The sequence below is a fragment of the Flavobacterium sp. W1B genome (genome assembly GCF_047344965.1).
In the GTDB taxonomy this organism is placed as follows: Bacteria; Bacteroidota; Bacteroidia; order Flavobacteriales; family Flavobacteriaceae; genus Flavobacterium.
The window spans coordinates 2,684,606-2,708,613 of record NZ_CP178845.1; the positions used below are offsets into that span (position 1 = coordinate 2,684,606).

22 protein-coding genes are annotated in these 24,008 nt (G+C 33.9%); 15 read left to right on the top strand and 7 right to left on the bottom strand.

From position 1 onward, the window contains the following. The first annotated feature begins 47 nt into the window (after nucleotides 1-47). The 3 genes from ACMDB5_RS11630 to ACMDB5_RS11640 all read left to right on the top strand — a co-directional run bounded on the left by ACMDB5_RS11630 (nucleotide 48) and on the right by ACMDB5_RS11640 (nucleotide 2,429). A complete protein-coding gene (locus tag ACMDB5_RS11630) occupies nucleotides 48-500 on the top strand; it encodes a type I restriction enzyme HsdR N-terminal domain-containing protein (protein WP_413998426.1) in 453 nt (150 codons plus the stop codon). A 34-nt stretch (nucleotides 501-534) separates the two neighbouring features. After that, nucleotides 535-1,524, top strand: coding sequence for a glycosyltransferase family 2 protein (locus tag ACMDB5_RS11635; RefSeq protein ID WP_413998427.1), 990 nt, complete (start codon nucleotides 535-537; stop codon nucleotides 1,522-1,524). Between the two features lie 71 nt (nucleotides 1,525-1,595). Beyond that, nucleotides 1,596-2,429: an OmpA family protein gene (locus ACMDB5_RS11640; RefSeq protein ID WP_413998428.1), complete on the top strand. Its 834-nt coding sequence runs from the start codon at nucleotides 1,596-1,598 to the stop codon at nucleotides 2,427-2,429. A 231-nt stretch (nucleotides 2,430-2,660) separates the two neighbouring features. On the opposite strand, the gene ACMDB5_RS11645 is transcribed toward ACMDB5_RS11640, so the two are convergent. The 4 genes from ACMDB5_RS11645 to ACMDB5_RS11660 all read right to left on the bottom strand — a co-directional run bounded on the left by ACMDB5_RS11645 (nucleotide 2,661) and on the right by ACMDB5_RS11660 (nucleotide 8,028). Next, nucleotides 2,661-3,281 carry an L-threonylcarbamoyladenylate synthase gene (locus ACMDB5_RS11645; protein WP_413998429.1) on the bottom strand — a complete coding sequence of 207 codons (621 nt, stop codon included), beginning with the start codon at nucleotides 3,279-3,281 and terminating at the stop codon, nucleotides 2,661-2,663. 22 nt (nucleotides 3,282-3,303) lie between these two features. Then, the gene (locus tag ACMDB5_RS11650; RefSeq protein WP_413998430.1) at nucleotides 3,304-5,637 is read right to left on the bottom strand and encodes an ATP-dependent helicase; all 2,334 of its coding nucleotides are present in this window, start codon (nucleotides 5,635-5,637) and stop codon (nucleotides 3,304-3,306) included. A 164-nt stretch (nucleotides 5,638-5,801) separates the two neighbouring features. Beyond that, nucleotides 5,802-7,049 carry an MFS transporter gene (locus ACMDB5_RS11655; protein ID WP_413998431.1) on the bottom strand — a complete coding sequence of 416 codons (1,248 nt, stop codon included), beginning with the start codon at nucleotides 7,047-7,049 and terminating at the stop codon, nucleotides 5,802-5,804. A 211-nt stretch (nucleotides 7,050-7,260) separates the two neighbouring features. Next, a complete protein-coding gene (locus ACMDB5_RS11660; protein ID WP_413998432.1) occupies nucleotides 7,261-8,028 on the bottom strand; it encodes a sulfite exporter TauE/SafE family protein in 768 nt (255 codons plus the stop codon). A 138-nt stretch (nucleotides 8,029-8,166) separates the two neighbouring features. On the opposite strand from ACMDB5_RS11660, the gene ACMDB5_RS11665 reads away from it, so the two are divergent. Then, on the top strand, nucleotides 8,167-8,688 hold the full coding sequence (locus tag ACMDB5_RS11665; protein ID WP_413998433.1) for a hypothetical protein: 522 nt from the start codon (nucleotides 8,167-8,169) through the stop codon (nucleotides 8,686-8,688). A gap of 3 nt (nucleotides 8,689-8,691) precedes the next feature. Here the strand turns inward: ACMDB5_RS11665 and ACMDB5_RS11670 are convergent, their stop codons facing one another. The 3 genes from ACMDB5_RS11670 to ACMDB5_RS11680 all read right to left on the bottom strand — a co-directional run bounded on the left by ACMDB5_RS11670 (nucleotide 8,692) and on the right by ACMDB5_RS11680 (nucleotide 12,291). Next, nucleotides 8,692-9,591, bottom strand: a complete 900-nt coding sequence (locus ACMDB5_RS11670; protein ID WP_413998434.1) for a patatin-like phospholipase family protein — start codon at nucleotides 9,589-9,591, stop codon at nucleotides 8,692-8,694. 64 nt (nucleotides 9,592-9,655) lie between these two features. Continuing rightward, nucleotides 9,656-11,716, bottom strand: coding sequence for a M1 family metallopeptidase (locus ACMDB5_RS11675; RefSeq protein WP_413998435.1), 2,061 nt, complete (start codon nucleotides 11,714-11,716; stop codon nucleotides 9,656-9,658). Then, complete coding sequence (locus ACMDB5_RS11680) at nucleotides 11,716-12,291, bottom strand: transposase (RefSeq protein ID WP_413998436.1); 576 nt, start codon at nucleotides 12,289-12,291, stop codon at nucleotides 11,716-11,718. The genes ACMDB5_RS11675 and ACMDB5_RS11680 overlap by 1 nt, the downstream gene beginning before the upstream one ends. Nucleotides 12,292-12,388: 97 nt before the next feature. Here ACMDB5_RS11680 and ACMDB5_RS11685 point away from each other — a divergent pair, with 97 nt between their 5' ends. The 11 genes from ACMDB5_RS11685 to argH all read left to right on the top strand — a co-directional run bounded on the left by ACMDB5_RS11685 (nucleotide 12,389) and on the right by argH (nucleotide 23,970). Then, nucleotides 12,389-13,120: a diphthine--ammonia ligase gene (locus tag ACMDB5_RS11685; protein ID WP_414000384.1), complete on the top strand. Its 732-nt coding sequence runs from the start codon at nucleotides 12,389-12,391 to the stop codon at nucleotides 13,118-13,120. Between the two features lie 80 nt (nucleotides 13,121-13,200). Beyond that, nucleotides 13,201-14,385: a hypothetical protein gene (locus tag ACMDB5_RS11690; RefSeq protein ID WP_413998437.1), complete on the top strand. Its 1,185-nt coding sequence runs from the start codon at nucleotides 13,201-13,203 to the stop codon at nucleotides 14,383-14,385. Nucleotides 14,386-14,856: 471 nt separating this feature from the next. Continuing rightward, on the top strand, nucleotides 14,857-15,474 hold the full coding sequence (locus ACMDB5_RS11695; RefSeq protein WP_413998438.1) for a GNAT family N-acetyltransferase: 618 nt from the start codon (nucleotides 14,857-14,859) through the stop codon (nucleotides 15,472-15,474). A gap of 89 nt (nucleotides 15,475-15,563) precedes the next feature. Continuing rightward, nucleotides 15,564-16,757 carry an argininosuccinate synthase gene (locus ACMDB5_RS11700; protein WP_413998439.1) on the top strand — a complete coding sequence of 398 codons (1,194 nt, stop codon included), beginning with the start codon at nucleotides 15,564-15,566 and terminating at the stop codon, nucleotides 16,755-16,757. 94 nt (nucleotides 16,758-16,851) lie between these two features. Beyond that, on the top strand, nucleotides 16,852-17,256 hold the full coding sequence (locus tag ACMDB5_RS11705) for a hypothetical protein (RefSeq protein WP_413998440.1): 405 nt from the start codon (nucleotides 16,852-16,854) through the stop codon (nucleotides 17,254-17,256). Between the two features lie 40 nt (nucleotides 17,257-17,296). Next, complete coding sequence (gene argC, locus ACMDB5_RS11710) at nucleotides 17,297-18,274, top strand: N-acetyl-gamma-glutamyl-phosphate reductase (protein ID WP_413998441.1); 978 nt, start codon at nucleotides 17,297-17,299, stop codon at nucleotides 18,272-18,274. 79 nt (nucleotides 18,275-18,353) lie between these two features. Beyond that, on the top strand, nucleotides 18,354-19,493 hold the full coding sequence (locus ACMDB5_RS11715; RefSeq protein WP_413998442.1) for an aspartate aminotransferase family protein: 1,140 nt from the start codon (nucleotides 18,354-18,356) through the stop codon (nucleotides 19,491-19,493). Nucleotides 19,494-19,627: 134 nt separating this feature from the next. Continuing rightward, nucleotides 19,628-20,575 (top strand): N-acetylornithine carbamoyltransferase, encoded by a 948-nt coding sequence (locus ACMDB5_RS11720; RefSeq protein ID WP_413998443.1) that lies wholly within the window; start codon nucleotides 19,628-19,630, stop codon nucleotides 20,573-20,575. Beyond that, complete coding sequence (gene argB, locus ACMDB5_RS11725) at nucleotides 20,565-21,350, top strand: acetylglutamate kinase (RefSeq protein ID WP_413998444.1); 786 nt, start codon at nucleotides 20,565-20,567, stop codon at nucleotides 21,348-21,350. Before ACMDB5_RS11720 ends, argB begins: the two co-directional genes overlap by 11 nt. Before the next feature lie 214 nt (nucleotides 21,351-21,564). Then, the gene (locus ACMDB5_RS11730; protein WP_413998445.1) at nucleotides 21,565-22,632 is read left to right on the top strand and encodes a M20 family metallo-hydrolase; all 1,068 of its coding nucleotides are present in this window, start codon (nucleotides 21,565-21,567) and stop codon (nucleotides 22,630-22,632) included. Between the two features lie 57 nt (nucleotides 22,633-22,689). Further along, a complete protein-coding gene (argH, locus tag ACMDB5_RS11735) occupies nucleotides 22,690-23,970 on the top strand; it encodes an argininosuccinate lyase (protein WP_413998446.1) in 1,281 nt (426 codons plus the stop codon). Nucleotides 23,971-24,008: the final 38 nt, after the last annotated feature.

A 24,008-nucleotide genomic window follows, 5' to 3' on the forward strand; every position in this document is an offset into this window, starting at 1 on the left:
TAATTTGATAATTTGGTTATTCGTTCATTTGGTTATAGTTTTGCTTTATGCAACAACTTAATTTTCCTTCTTATGTTTTCCGTTTCAAAAATAGCGAAAATAAAGTGTCTATTTTTGATGAAATCAGGAAAAAATTTATAATTCTCACGCCTGAAGAATGGGTTCGTCAGCATGTTGTTCAATTTTTACTGGAAGAGAAAAAATACCCTAAATCTTTGATCAATGTCGAAAAAGCATTAAAAGTCAATGGATTGAAAAAAAGATATGATGTCGTCGTTTTTAACCCTGATGGCTCTATTTTTGTTTTGATCGAATGCAAGGCTCCCGAAATAAAAATAGCCCAAGCCACTTTCGACCAAATTGCCCGTTATAACATGACTCTGAGTGCACAATTTTTGATGGTAACTAATGGATTGAATCATTACTTTTGCCAAATGGATTTTGAGAATGAAAAATATCAATTCTTGGTTGAACTTCCGCAATATGCCGGAAACAAATAAAACATTAAGCTAATAATAAACTTAAATAATTCTTTTGAAAAAAATAGCAGTAGTCATTCTTAATTGGAATGGCGTTCAATTATTAGAACAATTTTTGCAGTCTATAATACAGTTTTCTCCGGAAGCTACTATTTATGTTGCCGATAATGCGTCTACAGATGATTCTGTTTCTTATGTGAAAGCTTTTTTTCCAACAGTTAAAATAGTGCAAAACGACAGTAATCTAGGTTTTGCCGAAGGATATAACGAGGCATTAAAGTATATTGATGCCGAAATTTTTGCTCTTGTTAACTCCGATATCGAAGTTACCGAAAACTGGTTGCGACCTATTATAGAAACTTTTGAAAGCGAACCACAAACGGCTATTATCCAACCCAAATTATTAGATTTCAAAAACAAAGAATACTTTGAATATGCAGGAGCAGCCGGTGGCTTTATAGATAAATATGGTTATCCTTATTGTCGTGGTCGTATTTTTGAAACAATTGAAAAAGACAACGGTCAGTACAATGATAACCGAGAAATATTCTGGGCTTCGGGGGCTTGTTTTTTTATTCGAAGTGCTGTTTATAATGAACTGAAAGGTTTTGATGGTACATTTTTTGCCCATCAGGAAGAAATTGATTTGTGCTGGCGCGCGTTTAATAAAGGCTATAAAATAAAATACAACCACAAATCGGTGGTTTATCATGTGGGTGGAGCCACCTTACAACAAGGAAATCCTAAGAAAACCTATCTTAATTTCAGAAATTCATTATTAATGCTTACCAAAAATTTGCCCAAGGAAAGCCTCTACAAAGTGCTTATTTTAAGGATGATTTTGGATGGAATTGCTGGAATTCAATTTATTTCAAAGGGAAAATTCTCTCATTTTTGGGCAATACTCAAAGCGCACTTTTCATTTTACAGTTTATTTTCAAGCACTTATAAAAAAAGAGACAAAACTCAATCAACGAAATACTATAACGTAAAAAGCATCGTTTATAATTACTATATAATTTGTGGCAAGATTTTTGTTAATTGATTTTAACATTATTTATTTGCAAAATCTAATCTTTAAAAACTAACTTTGTAATTCACACTAACATTAAATTTATGAAAAAAATTGTAATCGCCTTATCTGTATTGGCACTTTTAACTTCATGTGTTTCTAAAAAAAAATATGCCGATTTAGAAGCTCGTAATAAAGAAACTCAAGATTTATTAAATAGCGCAACTGTAAAATTAAATTCTTGTCTTGAAGAAAAAGCAGGACTTTCAGCTACTGTTGCAGGATTAAAAGAGCACAATCAAGGATTGATCAATGTGTCAAAAGATTTGACAATGTTAACATCAAAAGGGGCTGAAAACTTAGAAAAATCTTTAGAAAGTTTAAAAGAAAAAGATTTAAAAATCTCTAGACTTCAAGATGCTTTAACCAGAAAAGACAGTGTGACATTAGCATTAGTTTCTAGTTTGAAAAGTTCAGTTGGAATTTCTGATCCAGATATCGAAATTAACGTAGAAAAAGGAGTGGTATTTATCTCAATCGCTGATAAATTATTATTCAAAACAGGAAGTTATGACGTTACTGATAAAGCAAAAGGAGTTTTAGCTAAAGTAGCTAAAGTAGTAAACGATAAACCAGATTTTGAATGTATGGTAGAAGGTCATACTGATAATGTTCCTTTGAACGGAAGCGGAGTTTTACTTGACAACTGGGATTTAAGTGTAAAACGTTCTACTTCTATAATCCGTGTATTGACAAATCAATTAGGAGTTAAACCAGAACAATTAATCGCTGCTGGTAGAAGTTCTTACATTCCTTTAGTAGCAAATGATTCTGCTGAAAACAGAGCACGCAACAGAAGAACTCGTATTGTGGTATTACCAAAAATCGATCAGTTCTATGATATGATTGAAAAAGAAATGAAAAAACAAAAACAATAATTAGTTGTTATTCATTAACAGTTTATTCTAAAAACGTCCCGATAAATTCGGGACGTTTTTTTTTATGCTTTTTTTTATAAATAGAAAAAGCAGGTCAATCGACCTGCTTCCATGTATCCTTAATATTTTTTTAATAACCAATTAAATATTGATTAAGAATAGTATTGTTTTTTAAACTTTGATTCATTTTATTATTCCACTAAACCATGAATTAATAAAATATTTGATCATTTACAAAATATCCAAACTTCCTTTTCCTTCCCTGATCACTTTAGGTTCATAGTCCGAAAGATCAATAATAGTAGAACCTACATTATCTCCATAGCCACCATCAATAACAATATCTACCAGATTCTGCCATTTTTCAAATATAAGCTCTGGATCAGTTGTATATTCAATCACATCATCATCATCATGAATCGAAGTAGAAACTATAGGATTTCCTAATTGGCTAACAATTTCCAATGCAATAGAGTTATCTGGAACACGAATACCTACGGTTGTTTTCTTTTTAAATTCCTTTGGCAAATTATTATTTCCAGGTAAGATAAAAGTATAAGGGCCAGGTAAGGCTCTTTTTAATATTTTAAAAGTAGCCGTATCAATTTGCTTGACATAATCCGATAAGTTACTCAAATCATGACAAATAAAAGAGAAATTTGCTTTTTCAAGCTTTACTCCTTTTATTTTAGCAATGCGCTCCAAGGCTTTTGTATTTGTAATATCGCAACCAAGGCCATAAACCGTATCGGTAGGATATATAATCAAACCACCTTCTTTTAAAGTCTTAACTACTTTGGCTATTTCTTTTTCGTTAGGGTTATCCGGGTAAATTTTTATGAATTGTGCCATTTTATTTTTTGTTTAAACTTTTTTATCCAATAATATCTAGTTTTGCAAATCGCAACAATAACTTTTTAATTCCTCCGACTTCAAATTTGATTTCGGCTTTTTTATCAGCTCCAACGCCATCAAGGTTCAAAACTTGCCCTTTCCCGAATCTTTCATGCATTACTATATTTCCGGCAACCAATTTATTATCAAATAAATTAACTGAACCCGATGGGGCATTTCCTGCTACAGGTTTCAATTTACGAACATTTATGTCCGATTTGGGTTCATTATCGGTAATGTATTTTGGCGGCGCTGCATTGGAAGGTTTTGCTAAACGCAGTTTCGATTTATCAACATCTCCAAAAACATCTTTATCTATCAAAGATTTATAGCGATAATTGCTCTCTGCAGGTGTCAGGTATTCCAAAAATTGTGCATCAATTTCTTCAATAAAACGAGAAGGCTCGCTATCTGTCAATTTTCCCCAGCGGTAACGCGATTGGGCATAGGTTAAATACGCTTGATGTTCTGCGCGTGTCAATGCCACATAAAACAAACGGCGTTCTTCTTCTAGTTCAGATCGGGTGCTCATACTCATCGCACTCGGAAACAAATCTTCTTCCATTCCCACAACAAAAACATGTGGAAACTCCAAACCTTTAGCCAAGTGAATAGTCATCAAAGCCACGCGGTCTTCATCATTAGTGTCTTTATCTAAATCTGTAGCCAGCGCAACATCTTCCATAAATTCCGACAGGGCGCCACGCGCACCGTCTACTTCTTTTTGACCTTCGATAAAATCCTTAAGTCCGTTTAAAAGCTCTTCTATATTCTGAATTTTTGCCATTCCTTCTGGTGTGGCATCTTTCTTTAATTCTTGCACCAATCCGGTTTTTTTAGAAACATGTTCGGTGATGTAAAAAGCATCTTGGTTTTCATTGATTACCTGAAAACTCTGAATCATGGTAACAAAATCCTTTAATCTTTGCTTGGTGCCGGAATTCAGCTTCAAGTCAATTTTATCAATATTTTGCATCACTTCAAATATAGAACGTTTGTAGTGATTGGCAGCAACTGTGAGTTTTTCTACAGTAGTATCTCCAATACCTCGAGCAGGATAATTGATTACGCGCATCAGCGCTTCCTCGTCTTTTGGATTAATTACTAAGCGCAAATAACACAGTATGTCTTTTATTTCTTTCCTTTGATAAAATGACAATCCACCATAAATGCGATATGGAATATCTCTTTTTCTTAAGGCGTCTTCCATCGCGCGAGATTGTGCATTGGTACGGTATAAAATTGCAAATTGACCATTGGTCATTTGATTTTGCATTTTTTGTTCAAAAATCGTACTGGCAACAAAACGTCCTTCCTCAGCATCGGTCATGCTACGGTGTATTTTAATCTTTGGACCGAAATCATTGGCTGTCCAAACGATTTTATCCAATTTGACTTTATTTTTATCAATAATAGTATTGGCTGCCTCAACAATATTCCTTGTCGAACGGTAATTTTGCTCCAGACGGAAAGTTTTCACACCTTCATAATCCTTTTGAAAATTTAAGATGTTATTAATATTGGCGCCACGAAAGGCGTAAATACTTTGCGCATCATCTCCAACCACGCATATATTTTGGAATTTATCCGATAAAGCTCTTACAATCAAATATTGGGAATGATTGGTATCTTGGTACTCATCAACCAAAATATAACGAAAACGGTTTTGATATTTTGCCAATACTTCCGGAAAACGAGTCAATAATTCATTTGTTTTTAATAGCAAATCATCAAAATCCATCGCTCCGGATTTAAAACATTTTTCCACATATTTTTCATACAGTTCGCCCATTCTAGGTTTTTTGGACATGGCATCGGCTTCCTGTAAATCGCGATCATTGAAATATGCTTTTACAGTTATCAAACTATTTTTAAAATTTGAAATCCTACCCAAAACCTGCTTTGGCTTGTAAACATCTCTGTCTAACTGCATTTCTTTGATAATTCCAGAAATGGCACGAAGCGAATCTTGGGAATCATATATCGTAAAATTAGAAGGATATCCTAAAAGAGCCGCTTCAGATCTCAAAATCTTGGCAAAAACCGAGTGAAATGTTCCCATCCAAAGGTTTTTGGCTTCGCTATTTCCAACAATATCAGAAATACGTTTTTTCATTTCACGTGCTGCCTTATTGGTAAATGTAAGCGATAAAATATTGAAAGCATCAATTCCTTGATGCATCAAATAAGCAATTCTTATAGTCAACACACGCGTTTTTCCTGAACCTGCACCGGCAATAATGATCATTGGTCCGTCTTTTTGCAATACAGGTTCTCGTTGGGCTTCGTTAAGTTGGGAAATGTATTTTTGCATTGAAATTTTCTATTTATGCAAAAATAAGGATTTAAGAATTAAAAAGAAGTTTAAAATCAAAATCCGAAGTACTTATTCGTTTTAAGTAATAAATAGAACAAGAGTGAGCATTAAATTTGAACTTGTTGTTGAAATATTCCGTTAACTTCATAAACAATCCCAATTTAGTTCTTCAATTTCAACGGACTTAATTCTTGTTTCAGTCTTTTTTCTGTTTTTAAATTCTTTCCGATTACCATTAAAACAATAAACCCGACAAAAACCAATAACAAATACCCCTGCCCTAATCCTAATTGTGTTTTTGCCTGAACAAGATAAGCCGTTCCATAACTAAAAAAAGAAGTTAAAACATAGGTAATTCCACCTGTGAGACCTCCTGCCGTAGCGGCATATTGAGGAAACCTACTCAGGCAGTAGGGGAAATAAATGCTGAAAGTAAAACCTGCCGCAATGTGAATTAAAAATGCAAAAAGTGTTATCGTGAATAAGTTGCTATAAAATGAAGCGGTAAGCATCATTATTAAAATTATAATAAACTGTATGCAATTAGCCACTCTCAATTTGGGCAAAAGCGATTTATTAATCAATGCTTTACCTATAAAACCACCCGTCATCCATGCCAGTCCCAATCCCAAAGACACATATCCGGTAACAATTGAAGAATAACCCAATTCATGTTCCATAATAAAAGGCCCTGTAAGTCCATAAAACATTACAGTTCCGTAAGAAATACCTAGCATCATCAAACCATGTCTAAAATCCTTTTTTAACAGCATTTCAGAATAGCTGTTTTTAATTGCTTGCATTTGGGGTTTCACTTTGGTTTTCATAGTCTCCCCCGAAAAAATCAACTCTAAAATCAATATCAGAAAACCAAAAAATGCCAAAATATAGAAATTAGAGCGCCATCCAAAGGCGTCTTGCAAATATCCTCCTATAAATGGGGCGATAATTGGTGCTACAGACCAAACAATGGTCATAATACTGAGGTAGTTTTTTTGCTTTTCCCCTTCATAAATATCAACAAAGAAAGTTCGTTTAGCAACGGCTATGAAAGCAACAGAAATACCATGTAGCACTCGCATGAAATAAATCACCCAAATACTATCAGTAGTTGCTATTACTAAACTCGCTATGATAAACAAAAATAAAGCTAGTAAAGACAAACGATATCTACCATAAATATCTAATAAACTACCGGCCACAATCTGTGTTAAGCCATAACTAACCAAAAAAAGCATTAGCGTAAGCTGTATGTTATTCACACTAGTGTTCAGCGCGATACCCATTTGTGGCATCGAAGGCAAATATATATCTGTTGCTAAACCTGATAATGGAACTAATGCAAAAGCCAAAATAGTTGCAATTGATTTATTTTTTTCGGCTAACAATTTAACTTCTTTTATTCTCATTTAATTTTTTAATTATTCATTAACGAGGCTACTATCTCTATTTTAAATAGAAGCCAGCTATATTTATGTCTGTAAATTACTGGTATAGCTAAGGTTATTTATAGTCAGAAAAAGGCTGATTTAAATATGGTGATACAAAGTTACCAACAACTAATCGCTTTAATTTTATACAAATTTAAATAGCTATTTCTAGTGGATTCTTCGGAACATTTTAATTCCAGAAAACATCGTAAGCAAAGCGAATCAAAGTGCCAACCACTACTACTAAAAAGAAAACCCGGATGAACCCATTTCCTTTCGTAATAGCCAGTTTAGCTCCAATCCAACCGCCAAGAGCATTACTTGCAGCCATAGGTAAAGCTATTGCCCAAATGATTTTTCCTTTCATCATGAACAAGCATATCGAACCAAAATTAGTCGCCAGGTTAACCATCTTGGCATTTGCGGAAGCATGAAGGAAATCGAATCCCATCAATGCAATAAAAGCCACCACAAAAAAGCTTCCAGTTCCCGGTCCAATAAATCCGTCATAAAATCCAACAACAAAACTGATTAATATTGCATTCAAAATTTGAGTTCTTTCAGAAATATTTCTCTCAACATGTTGCCCAAAATTTTTCTTGGCATAGGTATAAATCGCTAAAAGCGAAAGGATAAAAAGCAATAAGGGTTTCATAAAATCATTGCTCATATAAGTCAATAAAGTAGAGCCCAAAAAGGCAGAAGGCATTGCCAATCCCATCATTATAAACAGCAATCTCCAGTTCATATTTACCTTTTTCAAATATTGAAAAGCTGCAAATGAAGTGCCACTAAAAGCAGGGATTTTTAAAGTTCCAACAACGGTTGAAACGGGTAAGTTAGGTAATAAAATTAATCCAACTGGCGTTTGAATAAGTCCACCGCCACCTACAATAGCATCAATAAATCCTGCAGCAAAAGCGGCAAGGCAAAGAAAAATAATGATATAAGTATCCATTTATGATTGGCAAAAAAATTAAATATTTCAGGGTCTAAAATATTTCGGCAAAAATACCACTCCATTTATACATTCTACCATAATTCATGCGAATTTATCGCCAAAAAGTATATTTTTGCTTTTCAAAATTTAAACCAAATGAATTCTACTACAATCGTTGAAATAATTGCATATACTCTTCCTTCATTAATAACGGGTGCTGTTGCTTACTTTTTATTTAATTCTCACTTTAAAGACCAACAAAACACTAGACGATGGTTGCTACAAAAAGAAAACAAATCAGCAATATTACCACTTCGTTTGCAGGCATACGAAAGATTGACATTGCTAATGGAACGCATTAATCCTTCCCAATTAATAGTGCGTATCAATCCTATTTCTGACGATAAAAACGAATATCAAAATTTTGTGATTGCTCAAATTGAGCAAGAATTTGAGCATAACTTATCTCAACAAGTTTATATTTCTGACGAATGTTGGTCTATTATTGTAACAGCCAAAAATGCTACTATACAAATGATACGATTAGCAGCAAAAAATGAAAAAGTTCAAGATGCCAATGGATTAAGAGAATTGGTTATTAGTGATTTATTAGAGAAACCATCTCCTAGTAGTGCTGCTTTGGCATTTATAAAAAACGAAGTAGGACAATTGTGGTAATAATCAAATAATAGTCTTTTGGGGGTTGTTTTTATTTTGTGCATAATCAAATCCTGTTTTCCACCACTCTTTCATTTTAGCATTATTAAATACTAAGGCGTTATGGGTTAATTCTATTGGAGTGTAATAGATATTCAATTTTACGTTGTTATCTGTGGCAGATAGTTTTCCCAGTAATATATCATGTTTTTCAATTTGGTCTAATTCGATTCGAAATAAATCAATCAATAATGAGAATGGGTTTTTTCCAATTACTATTTTTGAGCTTGACTTTTCAGTTTCCAAAACAATGACGTCAATCTCAGTAGCACCGCGAATAATAGCTTGCTGAATAGGCACCAAACTTGAAAATCCTCCATCGCCATAATCAAAACCATTTCTGGAAACCAAGCTCATAAAGGGAATATAATTACTCGAAATCCAGATCCAGTCACAAAATTCATCGTAAGTGCAATTATGGATTGATTTGTATTCGGCTCTGTTTTTTGAAAGATTGGTAACGCTAATTACAACATCGGTTTTTAAAGCCTTTAATTCTTGAAAATCCGTTATGGTAAAGTTTTTTTTGATGTATTTCAGCAATCTTTTACTTTCGCCAAAGGTTCTTTTTCTTCTTAAAAATTGTTTAATCATATTGAAATGATTAATTCTTACGGTATCAATGCCGTTTTTACTTTTAACTATAAATGGGTTAACATTAAAAATTTTACCCATGCTAACTTCGGTAAAAACATTATAAATTGTATCAATTTTCCCTATAGCTAAATGAGGTATAAGCAAACTTCCGGTAGACGTTCCGATGAATAAATCGTATTTTTCATTCATATTTTGCAATAAATATTGCGCTACACCACCCGCAAAGGCGCCTTTACTGCCGCCACCAGAAATTACTAATGCCCTCATATCAATTTTTAAAAATTAAACAGAATCTTTTAAATATTTTGATTTCAGTAAATTAAATCTAGTACTAATTTAACAATCTATTCAATTGAAATTGCTCTTTTTCATTCAAATAAGGCAAAATTCGTTCAAAAGAAGCCCTCATTTCTTTGTTTTTCAATAAACTACGAATGTTATCTCTTCCAAATTTAGAAAATTGCCACATATGGTGTGTGGTTGCATTTACGAGATTAATCAAAACGGTATCATCAATTAATTTAAAATTGATTAGTTTTTCCAGAGCATTTTGCCTTGTAATTGCTTCATAATTTGGCGAAGAATAATCAACCAATTCCTTTATAAGTTTTGTTTTATCAACAGCATAATCTGGAGTTGATATAGCCAATGACAGCCATAAAGTTTTCAGATTATAATCATTAAAACCAACCCAATATTTTGACAGATTCAAATAATCGGAACGAAATTCAGCAAAATTATTCCACAAATAATACAAGGCGATTTCTTGTGTTTGATAAGATTTATCAGACAATAATGTTTCATACTCGATCCTGAAATCTGCCGGAATTTTAGGCATTGAAGCTGTTACAGCTTGACGAACTTGACTGTTTTTTGTTCCCAAAGCAAGAAGAAGAAGCTGTTTTTTGGCTTCAAAATCTTCATTTTTGAGTTGATTAACAATTACTTCTTTTACTGTAAAATAGACATCTGAATTTAATATTTCGGCAAAAAAAGCCTCTTTTTCAGTTAGTGGCTTTTTCTTTAGCTTTTCTACTTCAAGCAACAACTTCATTGCTTTATTCTTACCCAATAATTCGTTGATATGTTGATTATTGATTACAGTTTCCTGAAGCCAAACTTTACTAAATTTATCTGTATCAAAATCAGAGACCTTATTAATTTCATCAAAGAAATCCTGCGTATTAACCGTTTCAAAAGAATGTTTTTTTAAATAGTTTTTGACTGCTTTTTTAAACTTTTTATCACCTATCGACTCATGCAATACAAACAATGCCCAAGCGCCTTTTTGATAAAAAGATAAGGAACTTGCCTTTTCATTCAAAACAGGAATGCTGTCTGTTCGTGAAGCATATTTAATTTGCTGCGCCGATTGATATAATTTTGAATAAAAATAATCGTCCCCATAAATTTCTCTTTCCGCCAGCAAAGCATAATAAGTAGCAAAACCTTCCTGAAGCCAATGATGCTTTCCACTTTCGGCAGTGACTAAATCGCCAAACCATTGATGCGCCAATTCATGTGCATTGACATTTGTGTAATTGCGATCTTCAAAACCGATGGAATCTACTACATATCTGCTCGAAAACAGAGTTGCCGATGTATTCTCCATTCCAGCATACAAGAAATCCCGAACCGGAATTTGCTTGTAAATTTGCCAGGGATACTTCACTCCTATTGCTGTTTCCAAAAAATCAAACATCCTTTTTGAATAACGATAGGTTGGTTCCAATTTGCCAAAATCATTTGGTTCCAAATACATTTCTAAAGGAATTCCGGACTTTGATTTTTCTACATGTTTTACAAATTTTCCAATGGCAAGCATCAATAAATAAGAACTCATTGGTTTTTGCATTTGATATTGCCAATGCGCCACTTTATTATTAATGGATTTATTTTTTAAAATTCCATTTGAAATTACCTCATAATCGGAGTTAAAAGAAACTCCTAAATTAAAAATCACTTTTTCATTGACATCATCAAAACTAGGAAACCAATTACTAGTGTATTTTCCTTGTCCTTGCGTCCAGATTTGCAAATCGTCAGTCGCCGCAGAACCAACAAAATAAAGGGTTTGTTTCGGAATTGCTTTATAGTCAAAAGCCAGTTTATTTTTGCCTTTTTGAAATGTAAATACCAATTGCAATTGTTTTCCCGTGTTTAGATAAATAATTTCCTTTCCATTTATCCTCAAATCCGAAAATGTCATGTTTTGGGCATCAATTTTTATCGTGTCGATTGGTTTTAAAACCTCAAAATCATAATTCACAGAACCCGAAACCGATCTTTCATTCGTATCTATGTTCAGTTTTGCGGAAACTGATTTGAAATCAACGAATTGGGTTTGTTGGGCGAAAATAAAGCAGGGAATAAAAATAAAGAGGAATTTCATTATAAAATTGAATTTATGGAATCGGTATTCCAATTTTTTGGATTGTTTTTTATGTAATGGCAGATTTTATCAAATGAATCATGATTTCGAACAATATGATCATGATAATTCGATTGCCATATTTTGGATGAATCTGCCGTCAATAAATTGATTTTTTGGGTTGTAACAGATTTTAGAATGGCGACAAATGATGAAATCGAATTTGGTTTGCGGAATAATTTTGATAATTGCGATTCCGATTCCAATTGTAGAGACGTACAATGTAGAGACGCACTGCAGTGCGTCTCTACCGTATTGGGATTATCGTTTTTTATTTCAATCAACAAATGAATATGATTGGGCATAATGACCCAATTATGAAAAAACCAATTTTCCCGAATTTTAATTGATCTCAATAATTCCTTTTCAATAATTTTCCCGTTCGGATTTAATTCCATTTTATGATCATTAATGGCTCCAAAAAGCCATTCTCTATTTTGGGTAACCATTGTAATAAAATAGATGGCTTCGCTTGAATAATCCCAATTTTTTAATCTATTTGAATCGGTTTGATATTTATTATTGAATAATGTCATTTAAAATTTTTCACTGATTTTCAAAGTTAGAACAATTTGATCAACTAATTGAATGATTTTTGTAAGTTTACCTCCAAAAATCATTAGGAAAATACCATTGAAAAAGAAAGCCTTATTTAACTGGAGTAGCGGAAAAGATTCGGCTCTGGCCTTATATAAAATTTTACAAAATCCTGATTTTGAAATTAGCTGTTTACTAACGAGTGTAAACCAACAATTCCAGCGCGTTTCAATGCATGGCATTCGAGTAGAATTATTGCAACAGCAAGCCGAAAGTATCGGATTACCGATTGAAATAATGGAAATTCCCGAAATGCCCACGATGGAAGTCTATGAACAAGTGATGCAACAAACACTCACAAAACACAAAGAACAAGGTGTCACTCATTCTGTTTTTGGAGATATTTTCTTAGAAGATTTGCGTAAATATCGTGAGGACAAATTGGAATCCATAGGATTTGAAGGCGTTTTCCCGCTTTGGAAAATCCCGACAAAAGATTTGATTCAGGAGTTTATAAATTTGGGTTTCAAAACCATTGTTGTTTGTGTAAATGAGCGTTTCCTGGACAAAAGTTTCGTTGGTCGTGTGATTGACCAGGATTTTATCAATGATTTACCTGAAAATGTTGACGTTTGTGGCGAAAACGGAGAATTTCACACCTTTACTTTTGACGGCCCGATATTCACGAAACCAATTACTTTTGAAATTGGTGAAATCGTGTACCGCAAATATGAAAAACCAGAAAAGGAAGAATCCTCGGATACAGCTTGTGACACGAATACTTCTGATGCGTTTGATTACGGATTTTGGTATTGTGATTTGATTTAAAATAATATGCTTGATGTTTTTTGTGGCATCGATTTTGAGTTTCCAACTTAAAAAAAATATATTTGTTCAAAATTAATTTTATGAAAAAAACTTTACTTCTGCTCTCCTTCATAATTCTTACAGCCTCTTGTGGCGTAAAACAAACGCGCAACATGCTTTCGTCAGGAAATTACGATGAAGCTATTGATAATGCCGTATCAAACCTTCGCACAAACAAAGATAAAAAAGGCAAACAAGACTATGTATATCTTCTCGAAGAGGCATTTGCCAAAGTTAAAGAACGAGATTTGAATCATATAAATTTGTTAGCTAAAGACTCTAATCCTGCGCAATTGGAAAAAATGTACAATGCCTATTTACAATTAAATGCGCGTCAAGAAAAAATAAAACCATTGCTTCCTTTGCAATTAATTGCCGAAGGCAGGAATGCTATTTTTCCTTTTGATAATTACAACGACGAAATTATTGACAGTAAAAATGCTTTATCTGCTTATTTGTACTCCAATGCAAAAAAGCTGCTATTGACTTCTGATAAAATGAATTTCCGTAAGGCTTACGATGATTTAGGCTATTTAAATCAGATAAATCCTAATTACAAAGATGTCTTAAAATTGATGGATGATGCAAAGTTCAAAGGTTCTGATTATGTTATGGTTAATACCAAAAATGAAACTAATATGATCATTCCTGTTCGTTTAAGGAATGATTTACTGGACTTTAGCACTTATGGATTAAACGATAAATGGACCGTTTACCATAGCAACAAGCAAAAGGGAGTTAATTATGATTACACAATGATGATTAATTTTAGAGAAATAAACATTTCGCCTGAGCAAATAAAAGAAAGAGAATTCATAAAAGAACGTCAAATAAAAGACGGTTCCAAAAAACTTTTGGATGCAAACGGCAAAGAAGTCTTAGACAAAGACGGTAAGGTCGTTATGGTAGACAATCTTAGAAAAGCAACGGTTCAAATTTATGAATCCAGACAATTTAAATCTTCCCAAATTACTGCAAAAGTGGATTATATAAATTTCAAAAACAACCAACTATTGCAATCGTTCCCAATAAGTAGTGAATACATATTTGAGAATATTTATGCCACTTATAAAGGCGACAAACGCGCTTCAGACGATAATTATTTTTCCTATTTTGATAAAAAAGTAGTTCCGTTTCCTAGCAATGAACAAATGGTTTATGACACCGGTGAAAACTTGAAAGCGAAGGTAAAAGACATTATAAATAGAAACCCTTTTAGGAACTAAACAGTACCTAACTACCTATAAATAAAGCTCCTTGAAAGTATATTTCAAGGAGCTTTTCGTTATAAAACACAACAAAATATTAATTTTTTGTTACAAACATAAAAAACTGTATTGTGTTTCAAAAATATGTGTACTTTTGCACCAATGAATAATACAAGTTTACATATAACTTCTATCTCACGGACAAACACAGCAAGTACTTCACCCGAAGTACGGATACTATTTGTATAGTACCCAAATTGTGATTCGCTCTATTTTATTCATTTTTCATTTTTCTTATTTTGAAATTTCAACTGTTATCCATTGGATTAACTTATCCTAAAAGCATTATTTCTTATTATTCTTTTTCAAACACATCGAACTGTACACCAACAACTTACAATGCGTTTATTTCGTTTAATTGGAGTAACTTTAGCTTTCCAAATACAAAATTATATAACTTACTTTTTAACTCAAAATTCAGTTCTTGAAATGAATATCTCTATTGTTATAGCTCAGGAAGAACATTTTAAGTATGCACAAATTATTTGTGACACTATAGAATCATCTGCCTTATTAAGAGGAACCGGAATTGCTAAAAGAACTCCGGAATACATCCAAAAAAAGATGGAAAACAAGGATGCCATTATAGCATTGGAAAACGGAAATTTTGCCGGTTTTTGTTATATCGAAAGTTGGCAAGACCATAACTATGTTGCCCACTCAGGACTAATTGTACACCCCGATTATAGAAATTTAGGTTTAGCCAAACAAATCAAATCAAAAGTATTTGATTACTCACTGAAAAAATATCCAAATGCTAAAGTATTCGGAATCACAACCGGATTGGCGGTAATGAAAATAAATTCAGAACTAGGCTACAAACCCGTTCCGTTTTCTGAACTAACTACCGATCCTAGTTTTTGGAAGGGATGCCAAACCTGTACTAATTATGAAATTCTGAAAAGCAAAGAAAACAAAATGTGTTTGTGTACCGGAATGCTTTATGATCCAAAAGAAAAAGCTAAAACACCACCAAAACATCCTTTTAATGTCCGGATTTGGAACCGACTAAAAAAGATAAAACAAGCACTTTTCTTAGAAAAATAATAAGAAGTAAAACATAAAACAATAAATATAATCTGCTAAAAGCTAGTCTACATAAAACGAATAGCCAATAGCCCATAATAGATCCAAAAATGAAAAAAGTTGTATTAGCTTATAGTGGAGGTTTAGATACCTCATATTGCCTTAAATATTTAAAAAACGAAAAAGGATATGAAGTTCACACCGTATTAATCAATACAGGAGGATTTGATGATGAAGAATTAAAAGCAATAGAAGAAAGAGCCTACGAATTAGGAAGCGCACAACATGCCAATCTAACTATCGTTGACAAATATTATGACAAAGCAATAAAATATTTGATTTATGGCAATGTTTTAAAGAACAATACCTATCCATTATCAGTGAGTGCTGAACGTGTTTTTCAGGCAATTGAAGCCATAAAATACGCCAAATCTGTTGGTGCTAGCGCCATCGCTCATGGAAGTACAGGTGCAGGAAATGACCAAATTCGTTTTGATTTAATTTTCCAAACCATCGCTCCCGAAATAGAAATCATCACTCCTATCAGAGACTTGAAATTATCAAGACAAGAAGAAGTTGATTATTTATCAAAAAACGGAGTACACTATTCTTGGGAAAAAGCACAATATTCTATCAATAAAGGACTTTGGGGAACAAGTGTTGGAGGAAAAGAAACCTTAACTTCCGGAAAGCCTTTGCCTAGTGAAGCTTACCCTTCGCAATTGCAAAAAGAAGGTGAAGAGAAAGTAACTCTTGAATTCAAAAAAGGTGAATTAGTTGCCGTAAATGGCGTAGCTGACAAACCGTCGAACAATATTGTTGCCTTAGAAAAACTGGCCAGTGCTTACGCTATCGGTAGAGACATTCACGTAGGTGATACAATTATCGGGATCAAAGGAAGAGTTGGTTTTGAAGCTGCTGCTCCAATAATCATCATCAAAGCGCACCATTTGTTAGAGAAACATACTTTAGGCAAATGGCAACAATATTGGAAAGAACAACTAGGAAACTGGTACGGAATGTTATTTCATGAAGGCCAATTCTTGGATCCTGTAATGAGAAACATCGAAACTTTCCTAGAAGATACTCAAAAAACCGTAAACGGAACCGTAACTGTTTCATTGAAACCGTACCACTTTTCATTAGACGGAATTGAATCTCCTAATGATTTGATGAATACCGGTTTTGGTCAATACGGAGAAATGAACAATGCCTGGACATCTGATGATGCGAAAGGATTTATCAAAATTTTGGGTAATGCTCAAAATATATTTTCATCTGTAAACAATGAAACTTACGAGTAATTTAAATAAAGATTAGCCACAGATTATATAGATTTTCACAGATTAAATCTTTCTAATCATTATAATCTGTGGCTGAAAAATTAAATAAAAACAAATGAAAACTAAATTATTTTTTTTACTTCCTTTATTTCTTATTTTTTTAGGATGTAGTAGTGATGATAAACCTGAAAAAGAGACATTAAAAAATATTACTTATGAAGTTTTATTATTTGAATATACTCCTGATACTGGTAATAATACATCTAGGTTTCGCTATGAAATAAAGTTTACTAATCCTAATAATGTTGCTGTAAAAGGAAATTATAAGATAACATATGACGCTGATGGACTTATTTTAACTCCCATCAGAAAAGTACCCAACGACGATCCTTACGAAAAAATTGGAGCAAACTCCTTTTATACCGCTAGTTATGATGTTGAAACTACTCTTAATCCAACCTTAGGAAATATAAAATCAATAAAATTTGTATCAGCAGATTTCGTTCTTGTGATTGAATAAAAATTAAAAGATTTTAGTGAAATCTAAAAAAAATAAAAATATGATTAATATTGGAATAATTGGAGGTTCAGGATATACTGCGGGGGAATTAATTAGAATTCTGATGTTTCACCCTAACGCAAAATTAGATTTTGTTTACAGTACAACTAATGCTGGAAAACCACTTTCGATAGCGCATCACGATTTATTGGGCGATATTGAAATGAATTTTACCGATACCGTAAATCCAAATGTCGATGTGCTTTTTTTGTGTTTAGGACATGGAAAATCAATTTCATTTTTAGAAAACAACAAATTTTCTGATGCTACAAAAATTATCGATTTAGGAAATGATTTCCGTTTGCTAAAAGATAAGGAATTTGATGGAAAATCATTCGTTTACGGATTGCCTGAACTAAACAAAACCGATATTAAAAACGCTCAATTCATTGCAAATCCGGGTTGTTTTGCAACCGCCATTCAATTGGCTTTATTACCCCTAGCGGCAAATGGATATCTAAACAATGATGTTCATATCAATGCTACAACAGGAAGCACGGGAGCTGGGGTTTCTCCATCGGAAACAACCCATTTCAGTTGGAGATCTAACAATATGTCGCATTACAAAGCTTTTGATCACCAACATTTAGGCGAAATCAACCAAAGCATCAATCAATTGCAATCTAATTATACAAATGAATTGCTTTTTATCCCTAACAGAGGAGATTTTGCCAGAGGAATTTTTGCAACCTTATACACAACTAGTGATGAAAATCTAGAAGCCATTGTTGCCAAATACGAGGCTTTTTACAAAGACCAACCATTTGTAACCATTACCACTACTGACATTAACATGAAACAAGTGGTGCAAACTAATAAATGCATCATTAGTTTAATGAAAAAAGGGAATCGAATTTTGATTACTTCGGTGATCGATAATTTAACAAAAGGTGCTTCAGGCCAAGCCATTCAAAACATGAATTTAATGTTTGGATTGGATGAAACCACGGGATTGCATTTGAAACCAAGTGGATTTTAAAATTTGTTTATTGGATTAATCGTTAATTCGGCTAATCGATTAAACAAATCAACAACTAACCGATTAAAAAAATTAAAAAATGAACTTATTTGACGTTTACCCATTATACAACATTACCCCTGTAAAAGCACTAGATTGCACCATTACAGACAATAACGGAATTGAATATTTAGACTTATACTCTGGACACGGAGTAATCTCTATAGGCCACACACAGCCGGATTATGTTGCTCAATTAAAAAAGCAATTGGATAACATTAGTTTTTATTCAAACGCAATCCAGAATCCTTTGCAAACAGAATTGGCGCAGAAATTAGGAACACTTTCCGGTTTAACTGATTACAGCTTATTTTTGTGCAGTTCTGGAGCTGAAGCCAATGAAAACGCACTAAAACTAGCTTCTTTTCATAACGGAAAATCAAGAATTGTGGCTTTTGACAATTCTTTCCACGGAAGAACATCAGCTGCAGTAGCAGCAACTGATAACAAAAAAATTGTCGCTCCATTAAACGCTCAACAAGCAGTTACTTTTTTACCATTAAACAATATTGATCTTGTAGAAGCCGAATTACAAAAAGGCGATGTTTGCAGTGTTATCATCGAAGGAATTCAAGGTGTTGGCGGATTGGACGAAGGTACAACCGAATTCTTCCAAGCCTTAGAAAAAGCATGTAAAGCGCACGATGTTGTTTTGATCTTAGACGAAGTACAATCCGGTTACGGAAGAAGCGGAAAATTCTTTGCTTTTCAACATCATGGAATCAATCCGGATGTCATTACAACTGCTAAAGGAATGGGAAATGGCTTTCCTATTGGAGGAGTAATAATTTCGCCTAAATTCCAAGCAAGCCACGGATTACTGGGTACCACTTTTGGCGGAAGCCACTTAGCCTGTGCTGCAGGAATTGCCGTTTTGGATGTGATCGAAAATCAAAAACTAATCGATAATGTAAATACGGTTGCCGAGTATTTCTTTGAAGCTATCAAGCAAATTCCGGAAATCAAAAACGTAAAAGGAAAAGGATTGATGCTGGGAGTTGAATTTGATTTTGAAGTTGCCGCACTTAGAAAAAAGATGATTATCGATAAGCATATTTTTACAGGAAGTGCCAATAACAAAAATCTATTAAGAATACTTCCTCCACTGACTATCAATAAAGAAGCTATCGATACTTTTATTACTGCTTTAAAAGAATCTTTGGCTGAATTAAAATCATAATTGACGTTCGGCAATTGCCAAAGCCATCAATATAGAGATTTGGATTGTTAATGGATTGGAAGATAATTTTATTTTGAAAGCATTAAAAAACGAAATTCCTTTTACTAAAATAATCTCATTAAAATCATACAAACATGAACTACACCGCAATAAAAGACATTGATTCGCTCTCAAAATGGGTGAAACAAGCATTGAAAATTAAAAAAAATCCGCTAAAAAACAAAAAACTGGGTAAAAACAAAACCTTGGGAATGTTGTTTTTTAATCCGAGTTTGAGAACTCGTTTGAGTACTCAAAAAGCGGGTTTAAATCTGGGCATGAACGTCATTGTAATGAATTTCGGCAATGAAGGTTGGACTTTAGAATTTGAAGACGGAGCCATCATGAATTCTGGCGCTTCAGAACACATCAAAGAAGCCGCCGCAGTCGTTTCTCAATATTGCGATATCATCGCCGTACGATCTTTTGCAGGATTGAATGATAAAGAAAAAGACAATGCCGAAACCGTAATTTCAGGCTTCATTAAATACGCTACCGTTCCCGTTGTAAATATGGAAAGCGCGACAGGACATCCGTTGCAATCTCTTGCTGATGCAATAACCATGGAAGAATTCAAGACGGAACACCGACCAAAAGTGGTATTAACCTGGGCACCGCATCCTAAAGCATTACCTCAGGCGGTCCCCAATTCTTTTGTGGAAATGATGCAGTTACAAGATGCCGATTTTGTTATCACGCATCCTGAAGGTTATGAATTGAATCCTGAAATCACAAAAAATTCGAAAATTGAATACGATCAGAATAAGGCTTTTGAAAATGCTGATTTTATCTATGCCAAAAACTGGAGTAATTATAACGATTACGGAAAAATCACAAATTCCGACCCAAATTGGACTGTTACAGCCGATAAAATGAAACTAACCAATAATGCTAAATTCATGCATTGTTTACCGGTTAGACGTAATGTTATTGTAAGCGATGAGGTAATTGACAGCGAAAACTCGATTGTAATAGAACAAGCGAATAACAGAACCTATGCAGCTCAATTAGTCTTGCAAAAAATATTGAAAAATGGAAAATAAAAAACCATTATCAATCATAAAAATAGGCGGTAACATCATTGATAATCCTAGCGAATTAAAACAATTTTTAAACGATTTTTCAAAAATTGAAGGCCATAAAGTATTGGTTCATGGCGGAGGAAAATCAGCCACAAAAATGGCTAAAAGCATTGGATTAGTTCCTCAAATGATTGATGGAAGACGAATTACAGATGCACCGATGCTTGAGGTTGCTGTAATGATTTATGCTGGTCAAATCAATAAAAACATTGTCGCTCAATTACAAGCTCTAGAAACAAATGCGATGGGTTTTTCGGGTGCAGATGGAAATTTAATCCAATCCGTAAAAAGAAACCACCCTACTATAGATTATGGTTTTGTTGGAGATGTCCAAAAAATAAACACCAGCCTTTTAGAAACATTGATTTCAAATGAAATTGTTCCTGTGTTTTGCGCCATTACCCATGATAAAAACGGGCAACTATTAAACACCAATGCGGATACTATTGCCAGCGAATTGGCGATTGCCTTATCGGCGGTTTTTGAAGTAACCTTAAATTATTGTTTTGAAAAACCGGGTGTTTTATACGACTCCGAAGATGACTCATCGGTAATCCCGACTATGGATACCGCTTTATATTCAGAATTAAAAACGAAAGGTGCCATCCACTCGGGAATGATTCCTAAATTAGACAACTGCTTTAACAGTCTTTCAAAAGGAGTTCAAAAAATACGAATTGGCCATCATCAAATGTTACAAAATACAAATTCAGTTTGCACAACAATTCAATTGTAAGAAGTAAATCTATTAAAATTGTAATGAAACAACATTTTTTGAAAAAATAAATTATTTTTGAGCCTTGTAAGAAATTTGGCGATGGATAAATTAGTACTGTTTTCTTATTGAAACTTTCTAAAACAAACCTAAGTCACTTGCATGACCCATTTTTAAAATGTATGTTTCCTATAAAAAATAGAATTTGCGCCTTCATGGCGAAACAAAAGAATAAATGAAAAACATAGAAACCCTTACTCAAGAAGCCATTTCGTTATTAAAAGAACTTATTGAAACTCCTTCCTTTTCAGCTGAAGAAGAGCAAACGGCGATTTTAATTGAAAATTGGTTCAACCAAAACGAAATTCCATTCAGGAGAGAAAATAATAATGTTTGGGCTTTTAACAAACATTTCGATAAGACTAAGCCTACGCTTTTACTTAATTCGCATCATGATACCGTAAAACCCAATCAGGCTTACACAAACGATCCGTTTAAGGCAATTGTAAAAGAGGGCAAATTATATGGATTGGGAAGCAATGATGCCGGAGGTTGCTTGGTTTCCTTATTAGCTACTTTTGTTCATTTTTATGCCAATGAAAATTTACCCTACAATATTGTTATCGTCGCTTCAGCAGAAGAAGAAAGCAGCGGTAAGAATGGTTTGAACAGCGTGCTAAAACATTTACCAGAACTTGATTGCGCTATTGTTGGCGAACCTACTTTAATGCAATTGGCTGTAGCCGAAAAAGGATTATTGGTCCTTGACGTAAAAGTAAAAGGAACCGCAAGTCATGCCGCACATCAAAATGATGACAATTCAATATACAACGCAATCCCTGTGATGGAATGGTTTAAAAACTATCAATTCGATAAAATTTCGGATGTTTTAGGTCCCGTAAAAATGACCGTAACCCAAATCAAGGCCGGAAAGCAACACAATGTAGTGCCGTCTGAATGTGATTTGGTTATTGACATTCGAGTGAATGATTGTTATTCTAATCCAGAGATTTTACAAACGGTAAAAGAACATGTGAATGCCGAGGTAACACCACGTTCCATGCATTTAAATGCATCGTCAATTCCTGTAACACATGGCTTGGTACAAGCTGGAATCGCGTTGGGCAGAACAACCTATGGCTCTCCTACTCTTTCGGATCAATCCGTTTTGAGTTGCCAGTCTTTAAAATTAGGTCCTGGAGAAACTTTGCGATCACACTCGGCAGACGAATTTATTTATTTAAACGAAATCGAAGAAGGAATTCAGTTGTATATCAAAATATTGACTGACTTTTTGAAATAATATATGCACCAGTACGGACAATTAGCAAACTGTCCCTGCGAAACAAAAAACAACACTATGAAACTTTGGGAAAAAGGAATACCAACAGACAAGCAAATAGAACAATTCACTGTTGGAAATGACAGAGAATTGGACTTGGTATTGGCAAAATACGATGCCTTGGGTTCCATTGCTCATGCCAAAATGCTGGGACAAATTGGACTTCTAACCGACTCGGAAACCCTATCGCTTGTTTTGGCTTTGGAAGACATCATTGCTGATGTTGAGAAAGGAAATTTCGAAATCGAAGACAGTTTTGAAGACGTACATTCCAAAATTGAATATTTACTTACGGCTAAATTAGGTGATGCTGGTAAAAAAATCCATACCGCACGTTCGCGTAATGACCAAGTTCTGGTTGATGTGAATTTGTATCTAAAAGACGTTGTAAAAGACCTTAAAGAACAAGTAAAAACGCTATTTGACTTGTTGATGGAATCGGCAGAAAAACATCAAAATGTACTGTTGCCAGGTTACACCCATTTGCAAATTGCAATGCCTTCTTCTTTCGGAATGTGGTTTTCTGCTTATGCAGAAACTTTAATTGACGATATAACAATGCTGAATGCCGCTTTGAAAATCGTGGATCAGAATCCATTGGGATCAGCCGCCGGATACGGAAGTTCTTTCCCTATCAACAGAACTTTCACTACTAAAGAACTCGGTTTCGAGACTTTAAAATACAATGCCGTTGCCGCACAGATGAGCCGTGGAAAATCCGAGAAAACAGTCGCATTTGCTATGAGCAGTGTGGCCGCTACCCTATCTAAATTCTCTATGGATGTGTGTTTGTACATGAGTCAGAACTTTGATTTCATCAGCTTGCCTGCGCATCTTACAACTGGATCCAGTATCATGCCTCACAAGAAAAACCCGGATGTTTTTGAACTGATTCGAGGAAAATGCAACAAAATTCAAGCCTTGCCGTATGAAATCACTTTGATCACCAATAACCTTCCAAGTGGTTATCACAGGGACTTACAACTCTTGAAAGAAGGTCTTTTTCCGGCTATTCAAAACTTAAAAGCCTGTCTGGATATCGCTATTTTCTCTATCAAGGACATCAAAGTAAAAGACAACATCCTAGCTGATAAAAAATACAATTATTTATTTACCGTAGATACCTTAAACGAAATGGTGGTTGCAGGAATGCCATTTAGAGACGCTTATAAAGCTGTAGCCAAACAATTAGAAAACGGTACTTATGAGTCTCCAAAAGAGACTAAACACACTCACGAAGGAAGTATCAATAATTTGTGTTTGAAAGAAATAAAGGAAAAAATGAATTTAGCTTACTAGAAACATTAAATAAAAAAAATCCATAAAGTCTATTTATG